The sequence below is a fragment of the Acinetobacter sp. SFA genome, from assembly GCF_001647535.1.
Lineage (GTDB): Bacteria > Pseudomonadota > Gammaproteobacteria > Pseudomonadales > Moraxellaceae > Acinetobacter > Acinetobacter pecorum.
This window is the reverse complement of record NZ_LSZI01000019.1, coordinates 104850-124676: the sequence shown is the minus strand read 5'-3', so window position 1 is coordinate 124676 and position 19827 is coordinate 104850. Positions and strand designations below refer to the sequence as shown.

The window sequence follows — 19827 nt, the reverse complement described above, 5'->3', positions numbered from 1 at the left end:
CTTAAAGTTGTAACAAAAAGTGTAATATTTTAACTCACGATTTGAGGGGTATTAACCATGAAAAAATTAGCGATTGCTTCAGCACTACTTTCAGCAATAGCCATGACTGGAACAGCAGCACATGCTTACCAAGCTGAAATTGGTGGATCAGCGGGAGTAATTGATCCGGACAACGGTGGAACCAGCGGTTCTTTCGGTGTTGATGGTACATATTACTTCAATCCAGTTCAAACTCGTAATGCACCATTGGCAGAAGCGGCATTCCTTGACCGTGCTAGCAATGTAAGCGCTCAATACCAATATGATGAAGTGGGTGATGATGATCGTCATCGTTATGGTGTAGGCGTTGAATACTTTGTACCAAATTCCGATTTTTATTTAAGTGGTAACGTGGGTCGTGATGATATCAAACGCGACAACGGCCGTGATTTTGATGAAACTGTCTATGGCGCCGAAATTGGTTATCTTCCAGCACCAGGCTTATTAATTGCTGCGGGTCTGAAAGGTTATGATAATGACTACGATGATGGTGTAGATCCAACGCTTCGTGCTAAATATGTGACTACATTAAGCAATGGTAAAGATATTAACCTGGAAGCAGGTGCAGGATTTGGTGATCTAGATGAATGGAATCTGGCAGCAGACTACTTCATCGATAAAACTCTCAGTGTTGGTATAGATTATTATAGTAAAGATCATGGTTTTGCAGATACCAATGAATTTGGTATCAGTGCACGTAAGTTCATTAACCAGCAAGTAAGCTTGGAAGGTCGCGTAGGTTTTGGTGAAGTAGGGAATAATGACTACAACAAATTTGGTGTAGCTGCGAAATACCGCTTCTAATTTAAACCACGATACTTTTCATTCAAAAGAAACCCATCCTCGGATGGGTTTTTTTATTGCACTTTTAACAGGCATTTAGGTATTTTTTGCACATTGACGGATCAAATATAAACCGTACAATTTGTTACAACTGTTAATCAAACAGTTATATTTTTATAACAAAGAGAGAAATCTAAATGCTTAAGAAACTTGCTCTTGCTACAGCACTTATTGCTAGCCTAGGAACTGCACATGCTTATCAAGCTGAACTCAATGCTGGATATGAGAACACAGATCTTGATGGTTTTAGTGATGATGTAAATACATTTTCTATAGGTGGAAAATATTATTTAAACGGAGTGCAAGTTAAAAATTCACCTCTTGCTGAAGCAGCTTTTTTAGGTAGAGCAAGTAATATTGGTTTAGCTTATGCTCATGCGAATACTGACGATGAAGGCGCTGAGCTTAAAATTGATACTGTAGGCATCAATGGTGAATTCTTTATTCCAGATTCGCAATTCTACGTTGCTGGTAGCTTAAACCGTGCAGAAGTAACTGTTGAAAATGAATTTGGTAAAGTGTCTGATGACAATACAGGTTACGCTGTTGAAGCTGGTTATTTACCGATTAATGGCCTACTTTTAGCTGTTGGTATTTCAAAAGAAAATATCGATGCGTATCAAGCAGGCAAAAAAGGCTTTATCAATACTTTTAGCTCTGCTTCTGCATTAGCAGATGATACTGCTTTTACTCTACGTGCTAAATATGTAACTCTCATTGGCAACCACTACGCTAACTTTGAAGCGTCAACTGCTTTCGGTGATGAAACAGCATATGGTGTTGCTGCTGATCTTTATATTGATCCAACGTTAAGCGTTGGTGTATCTATTAACGATACAACTTTAGAAGATTTTGATACTGTCTTCTCAGTACGCGCACAAAAATTCTTTACCCCTGCTATTGCAGCTGGCGTAAATTATACGACTACTGACGGTGCTGACTCTTTTGGAATTAACGGTACTTTCCGCTTCTAATCTCTCCGTTGAAAAGAAAAAACCGCTCTAGTGAGCGGTTTTTTATGGCCTATTAGCTACTGTTCTAAATGAATAATCCGCATCTGCAGGCTGACATTGCCGTTAAAGATATTTTTATCCAGCTCATAGACCAACCGCGTATTTTTCATTGGGTCAAAACTATATTTATCCGCTGCATTGAAGGCAATCGCATCCACCACCTGACCATTCTCCAAAGCCACGCGCAATTTCAGATGGACATCTTTGAGCCAGCGATAGTCCATAATTTTAAATACACCCTCAAAAGTCGGCTGGGGAAATTTTTGCCCCCAAGGACTTAAGTTTTGCAACAAGTCGACTGTTTCAATCTGAAAAGCAGAACTTGGCAATTCCCCATCTGTCCATAAAGTTGCAGTGAATAAATCCTCATCCATCTGTGCAACGAGATTTTCAAAAACCTGTTTAAATTCAGAAAAGTACTGTTTTTTTATCGTCAAACCTGCCGCAGCTGCATGTCCACCAAAGTGGCTGACCAGATGCGGAAACTGTTCCGCAACCCGTTCAATGCTATCCCGAATGTGAATACCTTCAATCGAGCGTGCCGAACCTTTAATATGAATGCCATCCTCATCAGCAGCGAAGACAATACTTGGACGATGAAACTGCTCTTTCAAACGTCCTGCTACAATCCCGATGACACCCTGATGCCAATGCTGTTCAAACATAATCAGTGCAGCAGGCAGTTCAGGTGCATCCCACTGAATTTTATCCAGCTCAAGCAGCGCTTCCTGCTTGATTTTTCCTTCCACCTGACGGCGTTCAACATTGAGCTTATTGAGTTGTTCAGCCAGTGGATAGGCCGTGGCCAGATCAGGAGCCAGCAGACATTCGATGCCGATGTCCATGGTTTCCATGCGTCCAGCGGCATTAATCCGCGGGCCCAGCACAAAGCCCAAATCCTGAGCTTTCAGACCAGCGGGATCACGTTTGGCAATATCAAGTAGCGCACTGATTCCTGCGCGGCACTGCCCTTGCTGAATCCGTTTCAGACCTGCATCGACCAGAATGCGGTTGTTGTAGTCCAGACTCGCGACATCGGCATAAGTACCGAGCGCCACCAGATCAAGATAGTTAATAATTGAGGTGGTGGATTTTCCCAGTTTTTTACGATGTGTGGACAAATTAGCAAGAACGTAAAAAGCCACCCCGACCCCGGCCAAGGCTTTACTTGGAAAGTCGCAACCCAGCTGATTGGGATTGACCACCGCTTCAGCTTCAGGTGTCGGCTTGGTCGTCAGATGATGATCGGTAATGATCACCTGCATGCCGTGATCCTGCGCCTGTTTTACTCCGTCATGGCTGGAAATGCCATTGTCCACGGTAATCAGTAAATCAGGGGTAAAATTGACAAAGGCCAGGTCTGCAATTGCGGGTGTCAGTCCATACCCATATTTAAAACGGTCCGGTACCAGATAATCGACCTTTGCACCCATATCCCGAAGTGCCAGCACCATCAAAGCAGTACTGGTCGCGCCATCAGCATCATAATCACCGACAATCACGATTTTCTGGCCACGATCAATCGCCTGATCGATCAGTTGAATGGCTTCAGGCAATCCTTTCATGGTCGGTGCCAGCAGATGCTTCAGCTTGAGTTCCAGCTCCTGCCCAGATGCCACCCCACGCCGGGCCAGAATCTCGGCTACAAATGCAGGAACACCCGATAAGTTTTCAGGACGGGTTAAAAAAGGTCGCTGTTTGATTTCCAGTTTTTGCATGGTTATGGCATTAAGCGCTCTAAAGTCCAGCCATCATCGCTTTTACGATAACTCAGACGGTCATGTAAACGGTTGGGACGACCCTGCCAGAATTCATAATAATCTGGCTCGAGACGATAGCCACCCCAGAAGACCGGTTTGTCCAGCTCTTGCTGATTCGCGACCTGATGATGCAAATCCCAGAACCGCTGTTGCAAATCTTCACGGCTACCAATCACCCCGCTTTGCGGCGTACTGACATGTGCGGCAATCTGGCTATCACGTGGACGTTTATGATAGTAATCGGTGGATTCTTCTTCCGAGATTTTCATTACACGACCCGAAATACGAATCTGGCGCTCCTGATCCTGCCAGTAAAACAACAGTTCGGCATACGGATTTTCAGCCAGATCCAGACCCTTCTGACTGTCATAATTGGTATAGAAGTCATAGCCTGCTTCAGTGGCACCACGTAACAGCACAGTACGCACATGCGGACGCCCTTGTGCATTGGCAGTCGCCAGCGACATGGCATAGGGTTCATGCGATTTCGCTTCCAGTGCATGGTTAAACCATTGCAGGAACTGCATATGCGGATTCGGATTGACTTGCTGTTCCTGCAACTCGCCTTTTTCATAATTCAGGCGTAGCTCACTCAGATCCTTGATCAGATCACTCATCATTTATGCTCCCGTTAAGCAGCATTGGCACGTACAGCATCTGCCAAGCTATTTGCAAGTGTGGTAACTTCAGCCAGATCATCACCTTCGACCATCACCCTGATGACCGGTTCTGTGCCTGATTTGCGAATCAATAAACGGCCACGGCCTTTCAGCTGCTGTTCGGCTTTTTCAAATTCAGCTGCCAGTGCCGGTACTGAATAAGGATCAAACATGGCATCTAAACGTACATTGACCAGGACATTTGGCAGCAGTTTAAAGTCAGCTACCAGTTCATGCAGGGCTTTTTTCTGTTCCACCATCACCGTTAAGACCTGCAAGGCGGCAATAATCGCATCGCCTGTGGTGCTCTTGTCCAAAGTCAGAATGTGACCTGAAGGCTCACCACCAATGGTCCAGCCATTTTCTTCCAGACCCTGCAATACATAACGGTCACCCACTTTGGCACGCAATAAGGGTACTTGCGCTTTTTCTAGCGCCAGTTCCAGTGCCATGTTGCTCATTAAGGTACCCACAATCCCAGCCGGTTTTTTCGAGCTTTGAGTGGCCAAGATATACAGTATATGGTCGCCATCAATCAGTTTGCCGTATTGATCCACCAAGACCACACGGTCGGCATCGCCATCAAACGCAACGCCCAGATCCGCTTTATACTCAAGTACCGCCTGTTGCAAGCTTTCAGGATGGGTGGAACCGCAATTATCATTAATATTTAAACCGGTTGGTTCATCATGAATGGCAATGACCTTGGCACCCAGTTCACGGAACACCGCAGGTCCGACGTTATAGGCCGCGCCATTGGCACAATCCACCACGATAGTTAAATCATTCAGATCCAGGTGATATGGGAACGTCGATTTACAGAACTCAATATAACGGCCGTTGGCATCTTTGACCCGGACACTTTTACCCAGATTCGCCGTATCTTCAATGACCATTTCTTTATCAAGTTCTTGATTAATTTCTTCTTGGATAGCATCTGGCAATTTCTTGCCTTCCGCAGAAAAGAACTTGATCCCATTGTCAAAGTAAGGATTATGTGACGCAGAAATGACGATTCCCAAGCTGGCATGCAGGGCACGAGTCAGATGGGCAATCGCTGGTGTCGGTAATGGACCCAAGAGATGAACATACACACCGGCAGCATTTAAACCTGCCTGCAAGGCCGCTTCCAGAATATAGCCAGACAAACGGGTGTCTTTACCTAAAACCACCAGCGGTTTGGATTTTTTGCTATGACGTTTTAAAACTTTTCCGGCTGCAAATCCCAGTTTCAGGGCAAACTCAGGGGTAATCGGCAATTCGCCAAACTTTCCACGGATACCGTCCGTACCAAAATAACTCATCTTTATCTCACTTCTTCGCGGATGATTGATATCACCCATTTTTTTCCTTGTGCCACACTTTACACCAAAATAAAAAAGCCGTCATTTGCATGACGGCTTTTTCAAATTTTAAATCACGGGAGATTAACCCACACGATAGTTTGGTGCTTCTTTGGTAATCGTCACATCATGTACATGCGATTCCGACATACCGGCAGAAGTGATTTTTACAAACTTGGCATTTTGACGCAGGTCTTCAATCGTCGCAGAACCGGTATAACCCATCGAAGAACGTAGGCCACCCATCATCTGATGTACGATATTACCCATTGGACCTTTGTACGGTACGCGACCTTCAATACCTTCTGGAACCAGCTTCTCGGCACCGGCCTTGGAATCCTGGAAGTAACGGTCAGCAGAACCTGTGGCACCCGCCATCGCGCCCAATGAACCCATACCACGATAAGCTTTGTAGTAGCGGCCCTGGAAGAATTCAACTTCGCCAGGCGCTTCTTCAGTACCTGCCATTAATGAACCGACCATAATGGTGCTCGCACCGGCGCCAATCGCTTTAGCCATATCACCAGAGAAACGGATACCACCATCCGCAATCAATGGAATCTGATCTTTAAGTGCAGAGGCTACGCTATCGATGGCAGAGATTTGCGGCATGCCAATACCCGCCACAATACGTGTGGTACAGATTGAGCCAGGACCGATCCCGACTTTTACTGCATCCGCACCTGCATCCAGTAAAGCCAATGCAGCATCACCTGTGGCGATGTTACCGCCAATCACCTGAACTTGTGGATAGTTGGCTTTCACCCAACGTACACGCTCGATCACACCTGCAGAATGGCCATGTGCAGTATCGACTACAATCACATCCACACCTGCATCAACCAGGGCTTCTACGCGGCTTGGCGTTTCTGCACCGGTACCGACAGCAGCACCAACACGCAGACGACCCAGATCATCTTTACAGCTGTTTGGATACAATTCAGCTTTACGGAAATCAGTTACCGTAATCAAGCCTTTCAGCTCTTGCTGATCATTAACTACCAATACTTTTTCAATACGATGCTGTTGCAATAAGGCTTGAATGTTTTCTTTCGATTCGCCTTCACGAACCGTCACCAAACGATCCTGACCGGTCATGATATTACTGACTGGCTGCTCAAGATTGGTTTCAAAGCGTGTATCGCGACCGGTCACAATGCCGACCACTTTGCCGTCTTTCACAACTGGCACACCACTGATGTTATTGGCTTGAGTCAAGGCAATCAGTTCACGTACTGTGGTTTCAGGAGTGACTGTAATCGGGTCTTTAACCATACCCGCTTCGAATTTTTTCACACGGCGCACTTCTGCAGCCTGAACAGCGATATCCATGTTCTTGTGCAAAATACCGATACCACCATTTTGCGCCATTGCAATTGCCATACGGGACTCAGTCACCGTATCCATTGCTGCGGACACAAGAGGAATATTCAGGTTAATGCCACGAGTTAAACGTGTCTTTAGGGAGACATCTTTTGGAAGAACAGTAGAATAGGCAGGGAGTAATAGGACATCATCGAAGGTTAACGCGTCTTGAACGATGGTCAACATAACAGTCTCACTGGTAATTTCCGTGCACTATTATAAACAAATATCGGCTTAAATTTCATTGTAATTGCAAAATTATTTTTTTCTTCAAGCGTTGTACCAGCAGAGCTATTTGTGTTCTGGGGCAGTCCCTTATGCTTAATAATCAAGTTTCCTAACTTAATATATACCCTGATCCTTCGAGGCTATTGTAAAAAGCAGAGCCTAAGCTCTGCTACGGATGGATTTAGCTGACATATTCAAAACTGTCATCATTCTCGGCTTCATCAGTTTCAATCTGGACAAAGGGCAACATATTGTGTGCCACCCGTGCCTTGTTGCATTGCTGATCGGCAATCTGTACTTCTTTGCAGGATGAACTGCGCAGCTCATACATACCGCAGCTCACCTGCTGGCCGATGGTGCCATCCAGTGCGATACAGCGTGGATTTTTTTGATTGGTTCCAGCCATACATGAATAAACTGCATTAACAGGTTCAGTATAGTGCTCAGGCATATGAATCCCTTCAGCCCAATAAAAAGAAACCCTGAAATAGGCGCAGCACGCCCCACAGCTTAAACACGCATCCGGTGTTGGAATTTGAGACAACATTTCTTATAAGTTCTCGTCATCAAAAAAATTTTTTGAAGAAGAAATATAAAAAATGTTGTTTTTCCATACAAGAAAAATTTTATCTTTTGGATGAACTATTCAGGACAGGTAAAAACCGTTTCATCCATCAGATCGGTACCGCATTGCAGCGTTTCAATCCAGTCGAGAAACTGGGTAATCTGTTCTTTGCCGATAAATGGCGTACCATGCTGCGGCACGATCATCTCTATCTCCATGCCGCGCACCATTTGCACCCAGAGACGAATGACCTTGTTATTGCACATATAGCGCTGATGGAAACTTTTCATTTTCGGAATATGCGCGGCAAAGTTTTCCAGTGGCTTTGCGGCATCTTCAACCATGGACGCGCCCATATCACCGGAAAACAGGATTTTGGCAACCGGATCATAAAACTGGAAGTTCCCAACCGAATGCAGGAAATGCGCCGGTACCGCCACAATATGAGATTGACCGAGCGGAACGATCTGACCGTGATCAGGAAGCTCTACCAGGCGGTCCAGCCAGTTACCTTTCATCCGGTCACTCATAAAAGCCGAGTTTAAGTGGGGCAGGAAACGTGCCCAGAGCTTGGATGCGACGACTTTGGCATCCGTATAGACCAGCCAGCGTGGCATCGAGGTAATAATATCCGGATCCTGATGCGAGGCCATGACATAATCCAGATTGGTCAAACGGGTGTATTTATTCAGTTCCATGGTCAGCGGCACATAGGTTAAATCACCCCCCGGATCGAGCACCGCAGCACGCTCATGATCAATGATCAGAAACTGGTTTGCCTGAACGCCTTCACCTTTAACCAGACTGGTAAAGCTGATGCATTTATGCGTCCCGTTATCAAACAGAACCTGCGATGTGGTGCGTTCAAAAGCCATGTAAATTCCCCAATTTATAATAAAAATGACACTTTTATACCCGTATAAAATATATGGAATTAATCAAACTTACAATCAATAGAACTGACCATATCACGCTATTTATCAACATTTCGATAGCATTTTAATCATAAAAAATCCTGAGTTTTTAGCTCAGGATTCACATAAATATTATTTTATTATTTAAAAGAAATAATGTTGAACCAGGGTTGCCACACCAATCACCAGGAAAATCGCCGCACCAATTTTATGAATCAGGCTGATTGGCAATCTGTTGGCGAGTTTATCACCTAAAAAGACCGCAGGTGCATTGGCCAGCATCATACCTAAAGTGGTCCCAAGCATGACCCAGAATACGCTGTCGAAACGTGCCGCCAGTGCAACTGTGGCAATCTGGGTTTTATCGCCAATTTCTGCCAGAAAGAACAGAATAAAGGTCGCACCAAATACCCCGAATTTTTGCCATTTATTGATGCTGGCATTTTCATCCCCGAGTTCATCCGGAATCAGCATCCAGATAGCCATCGCGATAAAGCCAAGCGAAACGATCCACATTAGTACCTCTGGCCCAATCACTGTAGTGACCCATTGTCCCAATACCGCAGAAAGACCGTGGTTAATCACCGTCGCCAATAAAATGGCAACTAAAATAGGAACAGGTTTGCGAAAGCGTGCGGCAAGCAGCAATGCCAGCAATTGGGTTTTATCACCCATTTCAGCCAGTGCTACGATTGCAGTCGACAGTAGGAATTCATACATGAGGTTTTTCTCTGGCTAGCATCCAATACCAATGACTCACCGCTCCTGCTAGCCAAAATCTGCAGAGTGGTAAATCAAAGGTCTTGCCAACAAAAGAAAGCTTGGAAAAGCTGACTTGGTTCTTTGCTATGATGACCATGCCCGGTTGAGCAAATATGTTGACCATCACCCTTCTGCTTTGCGCAAAAGGCGGCTACTCCCCAATGAAGTGCGCCAAGTATAGAATCAAATAGATTATTTTTCAATGCAGCAGCAAAAAACCCTGCCGAAGCAGGGTTTTTTATATCCTCTTTGTCTTTCTCCCAGAGAGAAAAACAAAGGCCTAGAGATAAGGTTTTAGATGAGCAAAGTACGAATATCTTTAAGCAGCTTGGTCAGCTTGTTGGTGAAACGAGCAGCATCTGCACCATTGATCACACGGTGATCGTATGACAATGAAAGCGGCAGCATCAAGCGTGGATCAAAACCTTCACCATTCCAGACCGGTTGCATTGTTGCAGGTGAAATACCCAGAATCGCCACTTGTGGCCAGTTGACCAACGGTGTAAATGCCGTACCACCAATTGAACCCAGGCTAGTAATAGTGAAGTTCGCGCCTTGCAGATCTTTCGGTGACAATTTCTTGTCACGCGCTTTCTGGCTTAGTTCTCCCAGCTCAACTGCAATCTGTTTAATTGACTTCTGATCTGGATGACGCAGCACAGGCACGGTCAAACCATCTGGCGTTGCGACCGCGATACCCATATGGATCTCGTTACGTAACAATACTGACTTGCCATCATCAGCCAAGTGACCGGCAAACTCTCGCTCTTCTTTTAACAAGTGCGCAACTGCTTTGATGATGAACGCCATAATGGTCAGACCAATGCCGTCTTTCTTGAAGTTGCCTTTCAGTTCATTACGCCATGCTTCCAGTTCCGTAATATCTGCTGCATCAAACTGGGTCACTTGCGGAATGAAATTATTCAGCGACAACTGTGGAATGGACACTTGTTGCAAACGCGTCAAGGTTTTCTCTTCCACTCCACCAAAAGCGCTAAAGTCTGGCAGTTTTGGCAGTCCTGCGACTTGGGCAGCAGCGGCGACAGGAGCCGCCTGCGGCGCAGTAAGACGCGATTTGACATAGGCTTTCAGGTCTTCTTTCATGACGCGCGCATGTGGACCAGAGGCCTTGACATCTGCCAGCACGACGCCAAGCTCCCGAGCCAGTTTACGCACAGCAGGACCGGCATAGACTTTCGAGTTGGCCGCATTCTGCTCTTTGGTCAGCTTGTCGACATTATCCGACGTCGCGACTGCCGGATTAGAAGATGCCGCAGGTGCCGGTACTGCTTTTGTAGCAGGCACTTTTGATTCTTCTGCTGCTTTTGCTACTTCTGCCTTGGCTGCAACAGGAGCAGCTTCTGCTTCGATCGTCACCAGTGCAAGACCTTGAGAGACATTTTGACCCAGTTCAACATGAATGGCTTTAATCACCCCGGCCGCAGTACTTGGTACTTCAACAGTCGCCTTGTCTGATTCAACCACGATGATGCTCTGGTCTTTTTCAACCGTATCTCCGACCTGAACCAGAATTTCAGCCACAGCCGCCTTGTCTACACCCAGGTCAGGCACGGCAATTTCAATATCCCCCGCAGGTACTGCTGGCGTTTGTGGTGCTTCGACTGCTTTCTCTTGGGTCGCCGCTTGAGCAACTGGTGCTTGAGGTGCTTCTGTCGGTGCTTGCGCTGCCGAAACAGCCGTTTTCACTTTCAGAATGACTACACCTTCTTTGATCGTGTCGCCGTCTTTAATCTCGATGGATTCCACCATGCCTGAAACCGTACTTGGCACCTCAACAGTCGCCTTGTCTGATTCCACCACCACGATGCTTTGATCTACCTCAATTTCATCACCGACAGCGACCAGGATTTCACCCACTGTGGCTTTCTCTACACCAATATCAGGCACTTGCACATCGACCACTTTTGAGCCTGCTTGCGCTTCAGGAGCAGCAGAAGCTTTGGGTTGATGTGAAGCGATTTCCTGCATGATTTCCTGATCAGGCAATGCGGTTGGCGTATTTTCTGAAGTTTTTTGTGATGCATCTGCTTGCTGTGGCTCGACCACATCAGTGCTACCGTCTTCAGCTTGCAGTTCAATCAGTACCGCGCCTTCAGCCACTTCATCACCCTGGCTGACCAGAATGCTTTTCACCACACCGGCGGAAGTGCTAGGCACTTCAACAGAGGCTTTATCAGATTCAAGCAATACGATGCTGTCATCGACCGCAATCGTATCACCGACTTTGACCAGAATTTCGGCCACTGTTGCCTTATCTACACCAATATCGGGAGTCGTAATTTGCATGCTTAGTTCTCCTCTTTGTAGTCAGCAACAGCATGTACTGATGGAGTTTCTTGCGGTGCCCAAGCCACTGGACGATCGGTATCAAGCTCGAAAGTCGAGATCGCATCTTTAACCAGACGCGGATCAACTTCACCTTCATCAGCCAGTTTTTTCAGGGTGGCCACTACAATATGTGCAGCATCAACACCAAAGTAGCTGCGCAAGTTGCCACGTGTATCTGAACGGCCATAACCGTCAGTACCCAGTGCTACGAATGGACGGTTATCCGGAAGATAAGCACGAATCTGTTCACTATAGGCACGCATGTGATCGGTTGCAGATACCACAATACCTTCAGTACCACGGAGCTGTTTCGATACCCATGCTTCTTTCACGTCTTCAGCCAGCGGATGCAAGCGGTTGTATTCTTCACATGCCATGCCGTCACGTGCCAGTTCATTGAAGCTGGTCACACTGTAGACATTCGAGTGGATCTGGTATTCCTCACGCAGGATCTTCGCTGCCTTGATCACTTCACGCAGAATCACACCTGAGCCCAGTAACTGAACGGTAGCTTTCTCATCTTCTTCAAGCAGGTACATACCGCGCTTGATACCTTCTTCAACACCTTTTGGCATTTCAGGATGTTCGTAGTTTTCGTTCATTACGGTCAGGTAATAGAACACACGTTCCTGATTCACATACATACGTCGTAAACCGTCATGCACGATCACTGCCAACTCATAACCGAAACATGGGTCATAAGCGACACAGTTTGGAATGGTACTGGCCAGGATATGTGAATGACCATCCTGATGCTGCAAGCCTTCACCGTTCAGTGTGGTACGGCCTGCTGTTGCGCCCAGCAAGAAACCTTGTGCCTGTGCATCACCTGCAGCCCATGCAATATCACCGATACGCTGGAAACCAAACATCGAGTAGTACATGTACATCGGAATCATTGGCAGGTTATTGGTTGAATAACTGGTGCCTAATGCCGCCCATGCACTCATGGCACCGGCTTCGTTAATCCCTTCTTGCAACATGTGACCGTCTTTGGCTTCACGGTAATGCATCAGCTGTTCTTGGTCTTCCGGAGTATATTTCTGGCCATGCGCGGCATAAATACCCAACTGACGGAACATGCCCTCCAGACCGAAAGTACGTGCTTCATCAGGTACGATTGGCACAACACGATCTTTAATCGCTTTCTCTTTAAGAAGTGCCGAGATTAAACGCACCATCACCATCGTGGTGGACTGTTCTTTGCCGTTCGAACCCGCCAAGACCGAATCAAATACAGACAGCTCAGGAATTGCCAACTGCTCGCTGTCTTTGCGACGTGCAGGTAGATAACCACCCAGCGCTTCACGACGAGCCTTCATATATTTAATTTCAGGAGAATTTTCACTAGGACGATAGAACGGCACTTCTTCCAGCTGTTCATCAGTGAAAGGAAGATTGAAACGGTCGCGCACATATTTCAAAGAATTAATCTGCATCTTCTTGATTTGATGCGTTTTATTAACTGCTTCGATTTCTTCCGACAAACCATAACCTTTCACGGTTTTCGCCAGGATCACGGTCGGCTGACCTTTGGCAGTACAAGCTTCGGCATAAGCCGCAAAGACTTTGTACGGATCGTGACCGCCGCGGTTCAGATTATCAATATCTTCATCACTTAAATCTTTCACCAGCTCTTTGGCTTCCGGATATTTACCAAAGAACTTTTCGCGTGCATAAGCACCACCTTTTACCTGGTAGCGCTGGAAATCGCCATCCACCGCTTCTTCCATCACTGCTTTCAGTGCACCAGATTTATCTTTCGCTAGTAATGGATCCCAGTGACGGCCCCACACGACTTTAATTACACGCCAGCCTGCACCGCGGAATAGCGACTCAAGCTCCTGAATGATCTTGCCATTCCCACGTACCGGACCATCCAGACGTTGCAAGTTACAGTTCACCACCCAGATGAGGTTATCGAGCTTTTCACGACCGGCCAGAGAAATTGCACCCAAGCTTTCCGGCTCATCCATCTCGCCATCGCCCAGATAAGCCCAGACTTTACGGTCTTCTTCTTTGATCAGGCCACGGTTCATCAGGTACTTTTGAATATGTGCCTGATAAATTGACATGATTGGACCCAGACCCATCGATACAGTCGGGAACTGCCAGTAGTCCGGCATCAGATAAGGATGCGGATAAGATGGCAGACCTTTACCGCCGACTTCGCGACGGAAATTATTCAGATGCTCTTCGGTCAGACGGCCTTCCAAAAATGAACGCGCGTAAATACCCGGTGCACAATGGCCCTGGTAATAGATCATGTCACCGCCAAAGTGGTCACTGTTGGCCCGGAAAAAGTGGTTAAAGCCGACATCGTAAAGGGTCGCAGAAGAAGCAAAGCTCGCCAGGTGACCACCGAGGTCATCACCGGTTTTATTCGCACGCAATACCATTGCCAGAGCATTCCAACGGATCAGCGCACGAATACGACGCTCCATATCCTGATCACCCGGCATGGCAGGCTGTTCTTCAACAGAAATCGTATTTAAGTAGGGAGTATTTAAACGCTGAATAGGAACATGCTTTGCGATTGCGCGTTGATAAAGTTTTTCTAATAAAAATGCTGCACGCTCAGTGCCCATATGCTGCAAAACCGAATCAAATGCATCTTGCCATTCCTGGGTTTCTTGCGCGTCTGTATCACCATAAAACGCCATAATCTACAGTTCCTAAAAGCCTAATCTAATAGCCTATATGTACCATATTTGAGACCTCAGCTGGTATGGCCCTAGCTGAATGCGATTTGGCAGTACTATTTAGGAACTAAATGATTGGTGACGTATAATTACACTACATAACAAAAAACAGCCAATAAAGGCGATTTATTATACAATCATTATAATAGTTGGTGATAATATGATATTTAAAAGCGATTAAATAAAAAGCCCCTCAATTTGATTTGAAGAGCTTTCAGATTAAGTGTTTAAAACTGCTTAATGGAGATTATTTATGTATAGAGATATATCTCGCTATCCCAGACTATATTTAAGGTAACATGGCCAAATAAGTCGATGGGTTTTTACGTTGACCGTCTTTTACTACTTCATAATGTAAGTGTGGACCGGTACAGCGACCAGTACAGCCTACATTGGCAATATGATCACCCGCTTGCACCTGTTCTCCCACACGTGCAATAAGTCGTGAAGCATGAGCATAACGTGTTAAATAGCCGTTGCCATGATTGATTTCAACATATTGGCCATAACCTGTACCCCAACCTGACTTGGTCACAATACCGGGACCAGTAGCATAGATCGGTGTACCGCTTGGTGCAGCGAGATCAAGGCCTGAATGATTTTCAGCACGGCCACCCATGGTACGCCCGCCGTAACTTGAACTTATGCGAGAATTAGGTAAAGGATGGGAAATCAACCAAGAGTAAGTGCTGTTTGCTGCCGCTTTGTTAGAGGAAGTACTGGCATACTTCTGAGCAAATGTTCGATTGTTAAGCTCAACAGGTTTCTCACGCAGTTGAACATTTAATTTGGTTTGCGCTGGGATATCGATATCATCTGGATGAGTATATGCACCCTGTGCCAAAGTCCGTGTCAATTGCTCGATACGATCTGTTGAACCATTTTCTTGATTTAGATTGACTAAATCTGCAAACGCTACCGAGGCAGCTGAAGCCGACAAAGAAAATGCCAACAAAATACGTCGCATATGCATAAAAAACCTCTCTAAACTGCTTTAATCGAGTTTCTTGAAGATCTCTATCCTTGATATCCACTAAAAGAAGCGCATAAGATTAAGACATAAATATGTAGGAACAATGTATGTCTGAACCTGTCAACGTTTTTCAACAAACAAGAAAGCAGATAAAAACAGGAAACTTTTCGTTTCTCTCATCACAAGTTGCCGCTTGGCAGAAACTTACGAAACTCGTACAACCGCTGTTGCCCCAACCGGAACGCTGGCAAGTTGTTTGCTATCAAAATGGTGTGTTAACGATTACTGGTGAAAACCAGGCCATGATCAGTCAACTGGCCTATCTTCAAAAGCAATACATCTCACAACTCTCTCAAATAAATGAATTAACAGATCTCACTAAAATTCAAGTTTGCTTGCGGAATCCTTCGCAAATGCCCCCTGCTCCAGTAACACCTGAAAGAGCCTTAAATGCAGAAACACAGGAATTACTTCGTAGTGCGGCTGACTTTATAAGCGACCCTAAGCTTAGCCAAGCTTTACTACGTTTGGCAAGCAATAAAAAGTAACATAGCAATCAAATGTAATAAATTAAAAAGTAACCATTATGTGACCTGTATCACAGTATTAACGCAGTAATAAAAACATAAAGACACAAACACAATGACTTATGTCACATTCACATACATGATTGGACAATTAGACTCGTCATCAAATGTTACAATTTCATAGCAGCTTGGATCACTTTTCACATTGCGTAAAAGTTGATTATTCAAGGCATGTCCAGATTTATAACCGTCAAATTTGGCAATAATCTGATGTCCGAGCAGATATAAATCACCGACGGCATCCAGAATTTTATGCCGTACAAATTCGTCCGAGAAACGCAAGCCTTCTTCATTAACGACCCCGGTTTCATCCACTCCAATCGCATTTTCCAGACTAGCTCCCAACGCCAGATTATTGGCTTTGAGATAATCCAGATCTTTCATAAAACCAAAGGTACGTGCTTCACTGACTTCATAAACAAAAGTTTCAGTAGAAAAATCGATGCTGGCGGACTGATGTTCTTTTTTAAAGGCAGGATGATCAAAATCGATGGTGAAATTAAGCTGGAAGCCTTGATGGGGGCTAAAAACGGCACGCTTGTCATCAATCAGTGCTTCAACCGGTTTAATAATCTTGACGAATTTTTTGGCGGCATTAAGCTCTTGTAATCCACCTTGCATTAACAGGTAAATAAACGGACCTGCACTGCCATCCATAATCGGTACTTCAGAGGCAGAGACTTCAATTATCAGATTATCAATTCCCAAACCGGCAATCGCACTCATGACATGCTCAATCGTACCCACTTTGGCATTTTCCTGAACCAGATTCGAGCACATAAAGGCTTCCTGAATCAGCATAGCATCGGCAGGAATGTCGACTGGCGGATTCAGGTCAATACGACGAAACACAATTCCCCCATCGGCATGGTGCGGCACAAAGTTAATCATGACTTTCTGCCCACTGTGAAGACCGATTCCGCTCGCTTTCACGATACGTTTCAGGGTGCGTTGTTTCAACATGCTTTTATCATCTGTTCATCTATAAAACCGCTATACGTTAGCATATTTGGCCATTGATAAAAAACAAAAAGGTGGCTTTTAAGCCACCTTTACTGTGTAATCCAAGTAAACACATCATGTTACATGTTATTTACGTTGTTGATTCTTAAGATAATCCTGAATACTCATTGGCGTTGGGCGCGGGCTGGAAACTGAAGCTGCTGCCGGGTTCGCTGCTGCTCCTGTTTCATGCTGCTGACGCTGAATTGCCGGCACATCGTCATCTTCAACCACGGCCTGTGCAGCAGCTGGACGAGTTGCCTGTACATTGGTACGTTTGGTCGGCTCAACTGAATCGGCTGCATGGCGGGTGAGACCTGTTGCAATTACGGTCACACTGATTTCATCGCGTGCATCCGGATCAAAAACGGTACCGTAGAACACCTGACCTTCATCTAAATCGACAATCTGGTTGACAACATCGGTAATTTCTTCAATTTCACCAAAAGTCACATCATCGCCGCCGGTTACATTGATCAGAATACCTTTGGCATTCATGATGGTCACGTTATCGAGCAATGGACTACGGATCGCCTGTTCAGCTGCCTGACGGGCACGGTTTTCACCACGACCCAGACCAACACCCATCATGGCATAACCACGTGTGCTCATAGCGGTTTTCAAGTCAGCAAAGTCAAGGTTGATATGACCTGGACGTACCACTAAATCAAAAATACTGCGTACAGCATTCAGTAGCACATCATCCGCTTTTTTATATGCATCTTTCATTGAAATATCACGAAAGACTTTCAATAACCGCTGGTTTGGAATGATGATCAATGAGTCTACATGCTGCTCAAGGGCTTCGATACCTTTTTCAGCAGACTGTAAACGACGTTTACCTTCGAAGTTGAAGGGCGTAGTTACCACACCTACAGTCAGGATACCCATTTCTTTGGCAATTTCAGCTACGACTGGCGCAGCACCGGTACCGGTACCACCACCCATACCTGCTGTCACAAATACCATATCTGTGCCTTCAAGCTGCTGGCGGATCAGTTCACGACTTTCTTCCGCTGCAGTCTGGCCCACTTGCGGATTTGCACCGGCACCCAGACCACGGGTACTCTGCTCGCCCAGCTGAATTTTAAATTCAGCTTCCATGCGATCCAGTGCCTGCTTGTCCGTATTGGCACAAACAAACTTTACACCCTGAATATCGGACTGCAACATATGCTGTACAGCATTACCACCCGCACCACCTACACCAAATACAGTGAAACGGGCTTGACCATTGCTATCGCTATGATCGTCTTCGAAAAATTCAAATGAGGCCATGACCTATAAAATTCCTAATTCATAATTGGCAGTCACTAAGCCCGTATACTGCCTTAATCTTGATAAAATTGTTTTTAAGAATGCTGCTCATGCGTTCACTTGTCAAGTACAAGCCCGATTAACTACATCTTCTCAACAATATTCACAATAAAAATCGACTTAAAAGATGGATTTCAAGGTGTCGTTAAAGCCAGACCAGGCTCTTTTCACCCGCTGAGCCAATGACAACCGTTCTACATCATCCTGCTCCACTATCGTGTCCTGGGTATCACTCTGGCTAAACATCAACAAACCAGCCACAGTGCTATATTGCGAACGACGCAAAGCGGCCTGATGAGGTTCATCCGCATACACCTGAGTCGGCGGATTACCTAAATGCGCCGAGACTCCCATGGTACGGCGGACAAAACTCACCATTCCTTCAATATGACTGGCATCCCCGGTCAGGACTACCCCATGATATAAGCCCTGGAGAGCACCGTTTTTCACCAGCTCATCACGCACCAGTCCGAGAATTTCTTCATAACGCGCCATAATGATTTCAGTCAGCTCGATCCGGCTGATGGTCTGTGGTCCATCAATGCCCTGGAACTGAATCATATGGTCAGGCTTGACCACTTTCAGGTCAACACAGCCGTACAGCAATTTCAGACGTTCAGCTTCTTCGGTTGTGGTTTGCAATACTGCTGCAATATCACGGGTCACATGTTCACCGCCACGCTGGAAAGTATGGGTTAAGGCCAGACGGCCATCTACATACACTGCAACATTGGTCGTGCCAGCCCCAATATCTACCAGACATACGCCATATTCTTTTTCGTCTTTGAGCAGGCTGGCTTCAGCGGTGGCCAGACTCGACACCACCATTTTTTCTACGCCGATATTGGCCCCTTTCAGGGCACGGTCAATATTCTGCATGGTACTGATCGGCAGCATCATCAGATGATAATGTCCGGTCATGCTATGTGCCGACATCCGAATCGGATTCAGCACCCATTCCGGTGAATCATCCAGCTCAAAGCCCAGAGGCACAGCGCTGACCAGATAATGGTCTGAAGTCAAATGACTGGCTTTGGCCAACTCCAGTGCACGTACCACTTCGCTGGTGGTAATCGCATGTTCGCTATTGTCGATCGAGGTACGCCCCGATGCATAAAAGCTTTTTAATTCGGCACTTGGAATAGAAACCCAGGCAGAATGTACTCGACATTCTGCCATATCTTCTGCTTCTTGAACGGCATTTTTAATTGCAGTAATAACTTTATCGAGACTGACAATTTTCCCTTTACTCATGCCTCGGTTACGAGCGGTGGCCATACCAATCACTTGGATATTGTCTGGCGCGTGTACCTTGCCAATCAAAACTGAAACTTTGTGTGTCCCAATGTCAATCGCCACAACCGAGGGAACAGCTTCACTCATTATTCACTACTACCATTACGTGT

General features: G+C 45.8%; 16 protein-coding genes and 1 riboswitch. Of the genes, 3 read left to right on the top strand and 13 right to left on the bottom strand.

Annotation, left to right across the window (positions count from 1 at the left end; all coding sequences use genetic code 11):
- The first annotated feature begins 57 nt into the window (after positions 1 to 57).
- Together AY607_RS11670 and AY607_RS11665 are read left to right on the top strand one after the other, a co-directional pair.
- Positions 58 to 843, top strand: coding sequence for a putative porin (locus AY607_RS11670; protein ID WP_064102614.1), 786 nt, complete (start codon positions 58 to 60; stop codon positions 841 to 843).
- A 176-nt stretch (positions 844 to 1019) separates the two neighbouring features.
- On the top strand, positions 1020 to 1856 hold the full coding sequence (locus AY607_RS11665; protein ID WP_064102613.1) for a putative porin: 837 nt from the start codon (positions 1020 to 1022) through the stop codon (positions 1854 to 1856).
- 56 nt (positions 1857 to 1912) lie between these two features.
- On the opposite strand, the gene recJ is transcribed toward AY607_RS11665, so the two are convergent.
- The 10 genes from recJ to AY607_RS11615 form a co-directional block, all read right to left on the bottom strand.
- Positions 1913 to 3613, bottom strand: a complete 1701-nt coding sequence (gene recJ / locus AY607_RS11660) for a single-stranded-DNA-specific exonuclease RecJ (protein ID WP_064102612.1) — start codon at positions 3611 to 3613, stop codon at positions 1913 to 1915.
- Positions 3614 to 3615: 2 nt separating this feature from the next.
- On the bottom strand, positions 3616 to 4272 hold the full coding sequence (pdxH, locus tag AY607_RS11655; RefSeq protein WP_064102611.1) for a pyridoxamine 5'-phosphate oxidase: 657 nt from the start codon (positions 4270 to 4272) through the stop codon (positions 3616 to 3618).
- 14 nt (positions 4273 to 4286) lie between these two features.
- The gene (glmM, locus tag AY607_RS11650) at positions 4287 to 5618 is read right to left on the bottom strand and encodes a phosphoglucosamine mutase (protein WP_064102610.1); all 1332 of its coding nucleotides are present in this window, start codon (positions 5616 to 5618) and stop codon (positions 4287 to 4289) included.
- Positions 5619 to 5741: 123 nt separating this feature from the next.
- A complete protein-coding gene (gene guaB, locus AY607_RS11645; protein WP_064102609.1) occupies positions 5742 to 7208 on the bottom strand; it encodes an IMP dehydrogenase in 1467 nt (488 codons plus the stop codon).
- Between the two features lie 223 nt (positions 7209 to 7431).
- The gene (locus tag AY607_RS11640) at positions 7432 to 7797 is read right to left on the bottom strand and encodes a YkgJ family cysteine cluster protein (protein ID WP_081406316.1); all 366 of its coding nucleotides are present in this window, start codon (positions 7795 to 7797) and stop codon (positions 7432 to 7434) included.
- A gap of 95 nt (positions 7798 to 7892) precedes the next feature.
- Entirely contained in the window at positions 7893 to 8690 is a 798-nt protein-coding gene (locus AY607_RS11635; protein WP_064102608.1) for an MBL fold metallo-hydrolase, read from the bottom strand.
- Between the two features lie 183 nt (positions 8691 to 8873).
- On the bottom strand, positions 8874 to 9449 hold the full coding sequence (locus AY607_RS11630) for a TMEM165/GDT1 family protein (protein ID WP_064095059.1): 576 nt from the start codon (positions 9447 to 9449) through the stop codon (positions 8874 to 8876).
- Between the two features lie 73 nt (positions 9450 to 9522).
- Positions 9523 to 9663, bottom strand: a riboswitch (yybP-ykoY riboswitch).
- 122 nt (positions 9664 to 9785) lie between these two features.
- Complete coding sequence (locus AY607_RS11625; protein WP_064102607.1) at positions 9786 to 11798, bottom strand: 2-oxo acid dehydrogenase subunit E2; 2013 nt, start codon at positions 11796 to 11798, stop codon at positions 9786 to 9788.
- A 2-nt stretch (positions 11799 to 11800) separates the two neighbouring features.
- Positions 11801 to 14503 carry a pyruvate dehydrogenase (acetyl-transferring), homodimeric type gene (gene aceE, locus AY607_RS11620; RefSeq protein ID WP_064095061.1) on the bottom strand — a complete coding sequence of 901 codons (2703 nt, stop codon included), beginning with the start codon at positions 14501 to 14503 and terminating at the stop codon, positions 11801 to 11803.
- Between the two features lie 328 nt (positions 14504 to 14831).
- The gene (locus AY607_RS11615) at positions 14832 to 15515 is read right to left on the bottom strand and encodes a M23 family metallopeptidase (RefSeq protein WP_064102606.1); all 684 of its coding nucleotides are present in this window, start codon (positions 15513 to 15515) and stop codon (positions 14832 to 14834) included.
- Between the two features lie 107 nt (positions 15516 to 15622).
- On the opposite strand from AY607_RS11615, the gene AY607_RS11610 reads away from it, so the two are divergent.
- A complete protein-coding gene (locus AY607_RS11610; protein WP_064095063.1) occupies positions 15623 to 16063 on the top strand; it encodes a DciA family protein in 441 nt (146 codons plus the stop codon).
- Between the two features lie 99 nt (positions 16064 to 16162).
- Here AY607_RS11610 and lpxC read toward each other — a convergent pair whose 3' ends face one another.
- The 3 genes from lpxC to ftsA all read right to left on the bottom strand — a co-directional run bounded on the left by lpxC (position 16163) and on the right by ftsA (position 19804).
- Complete coding sequence (gene lpxC, locus AY607_RS11605; protein WP_064102605.1) at positions 16163 to 17065, bottom strand: UDP-3-O-acyl-N-acetylglucosamine deacetylase; 903 nt, start codon at positions 17063 to 17065, stop codon at positions 16163 to 16165.
- A 126-nt stretch (positions 17066 to 17191) separates the two neighbouring features.
- A complete protein-coding gene (gene ftsZ / locus AY607_RS11600) occupies positions 17192 to 18382 on the bottom strand; it encodes a cell division protein FtsZ (protein ID WP_064095065.1) in 1191 nt (396 codons plus the stop codon).
- 159 nt (positions 18383 to 18541) lie between these two features.
- Positions 18542 to 19804 (bottom strand): cell division protein FtsA, encoded by a 1263-nt coding sequence (ftsA, locus tag AY607_RS11595; protein WP_064095066.1) that lies wholly within the window; start codon positions 19802 to 19804, stop codon positions 18542 to 18544.
- Positions 19805 to 19827: the final 23 nt, after the last annotated feature.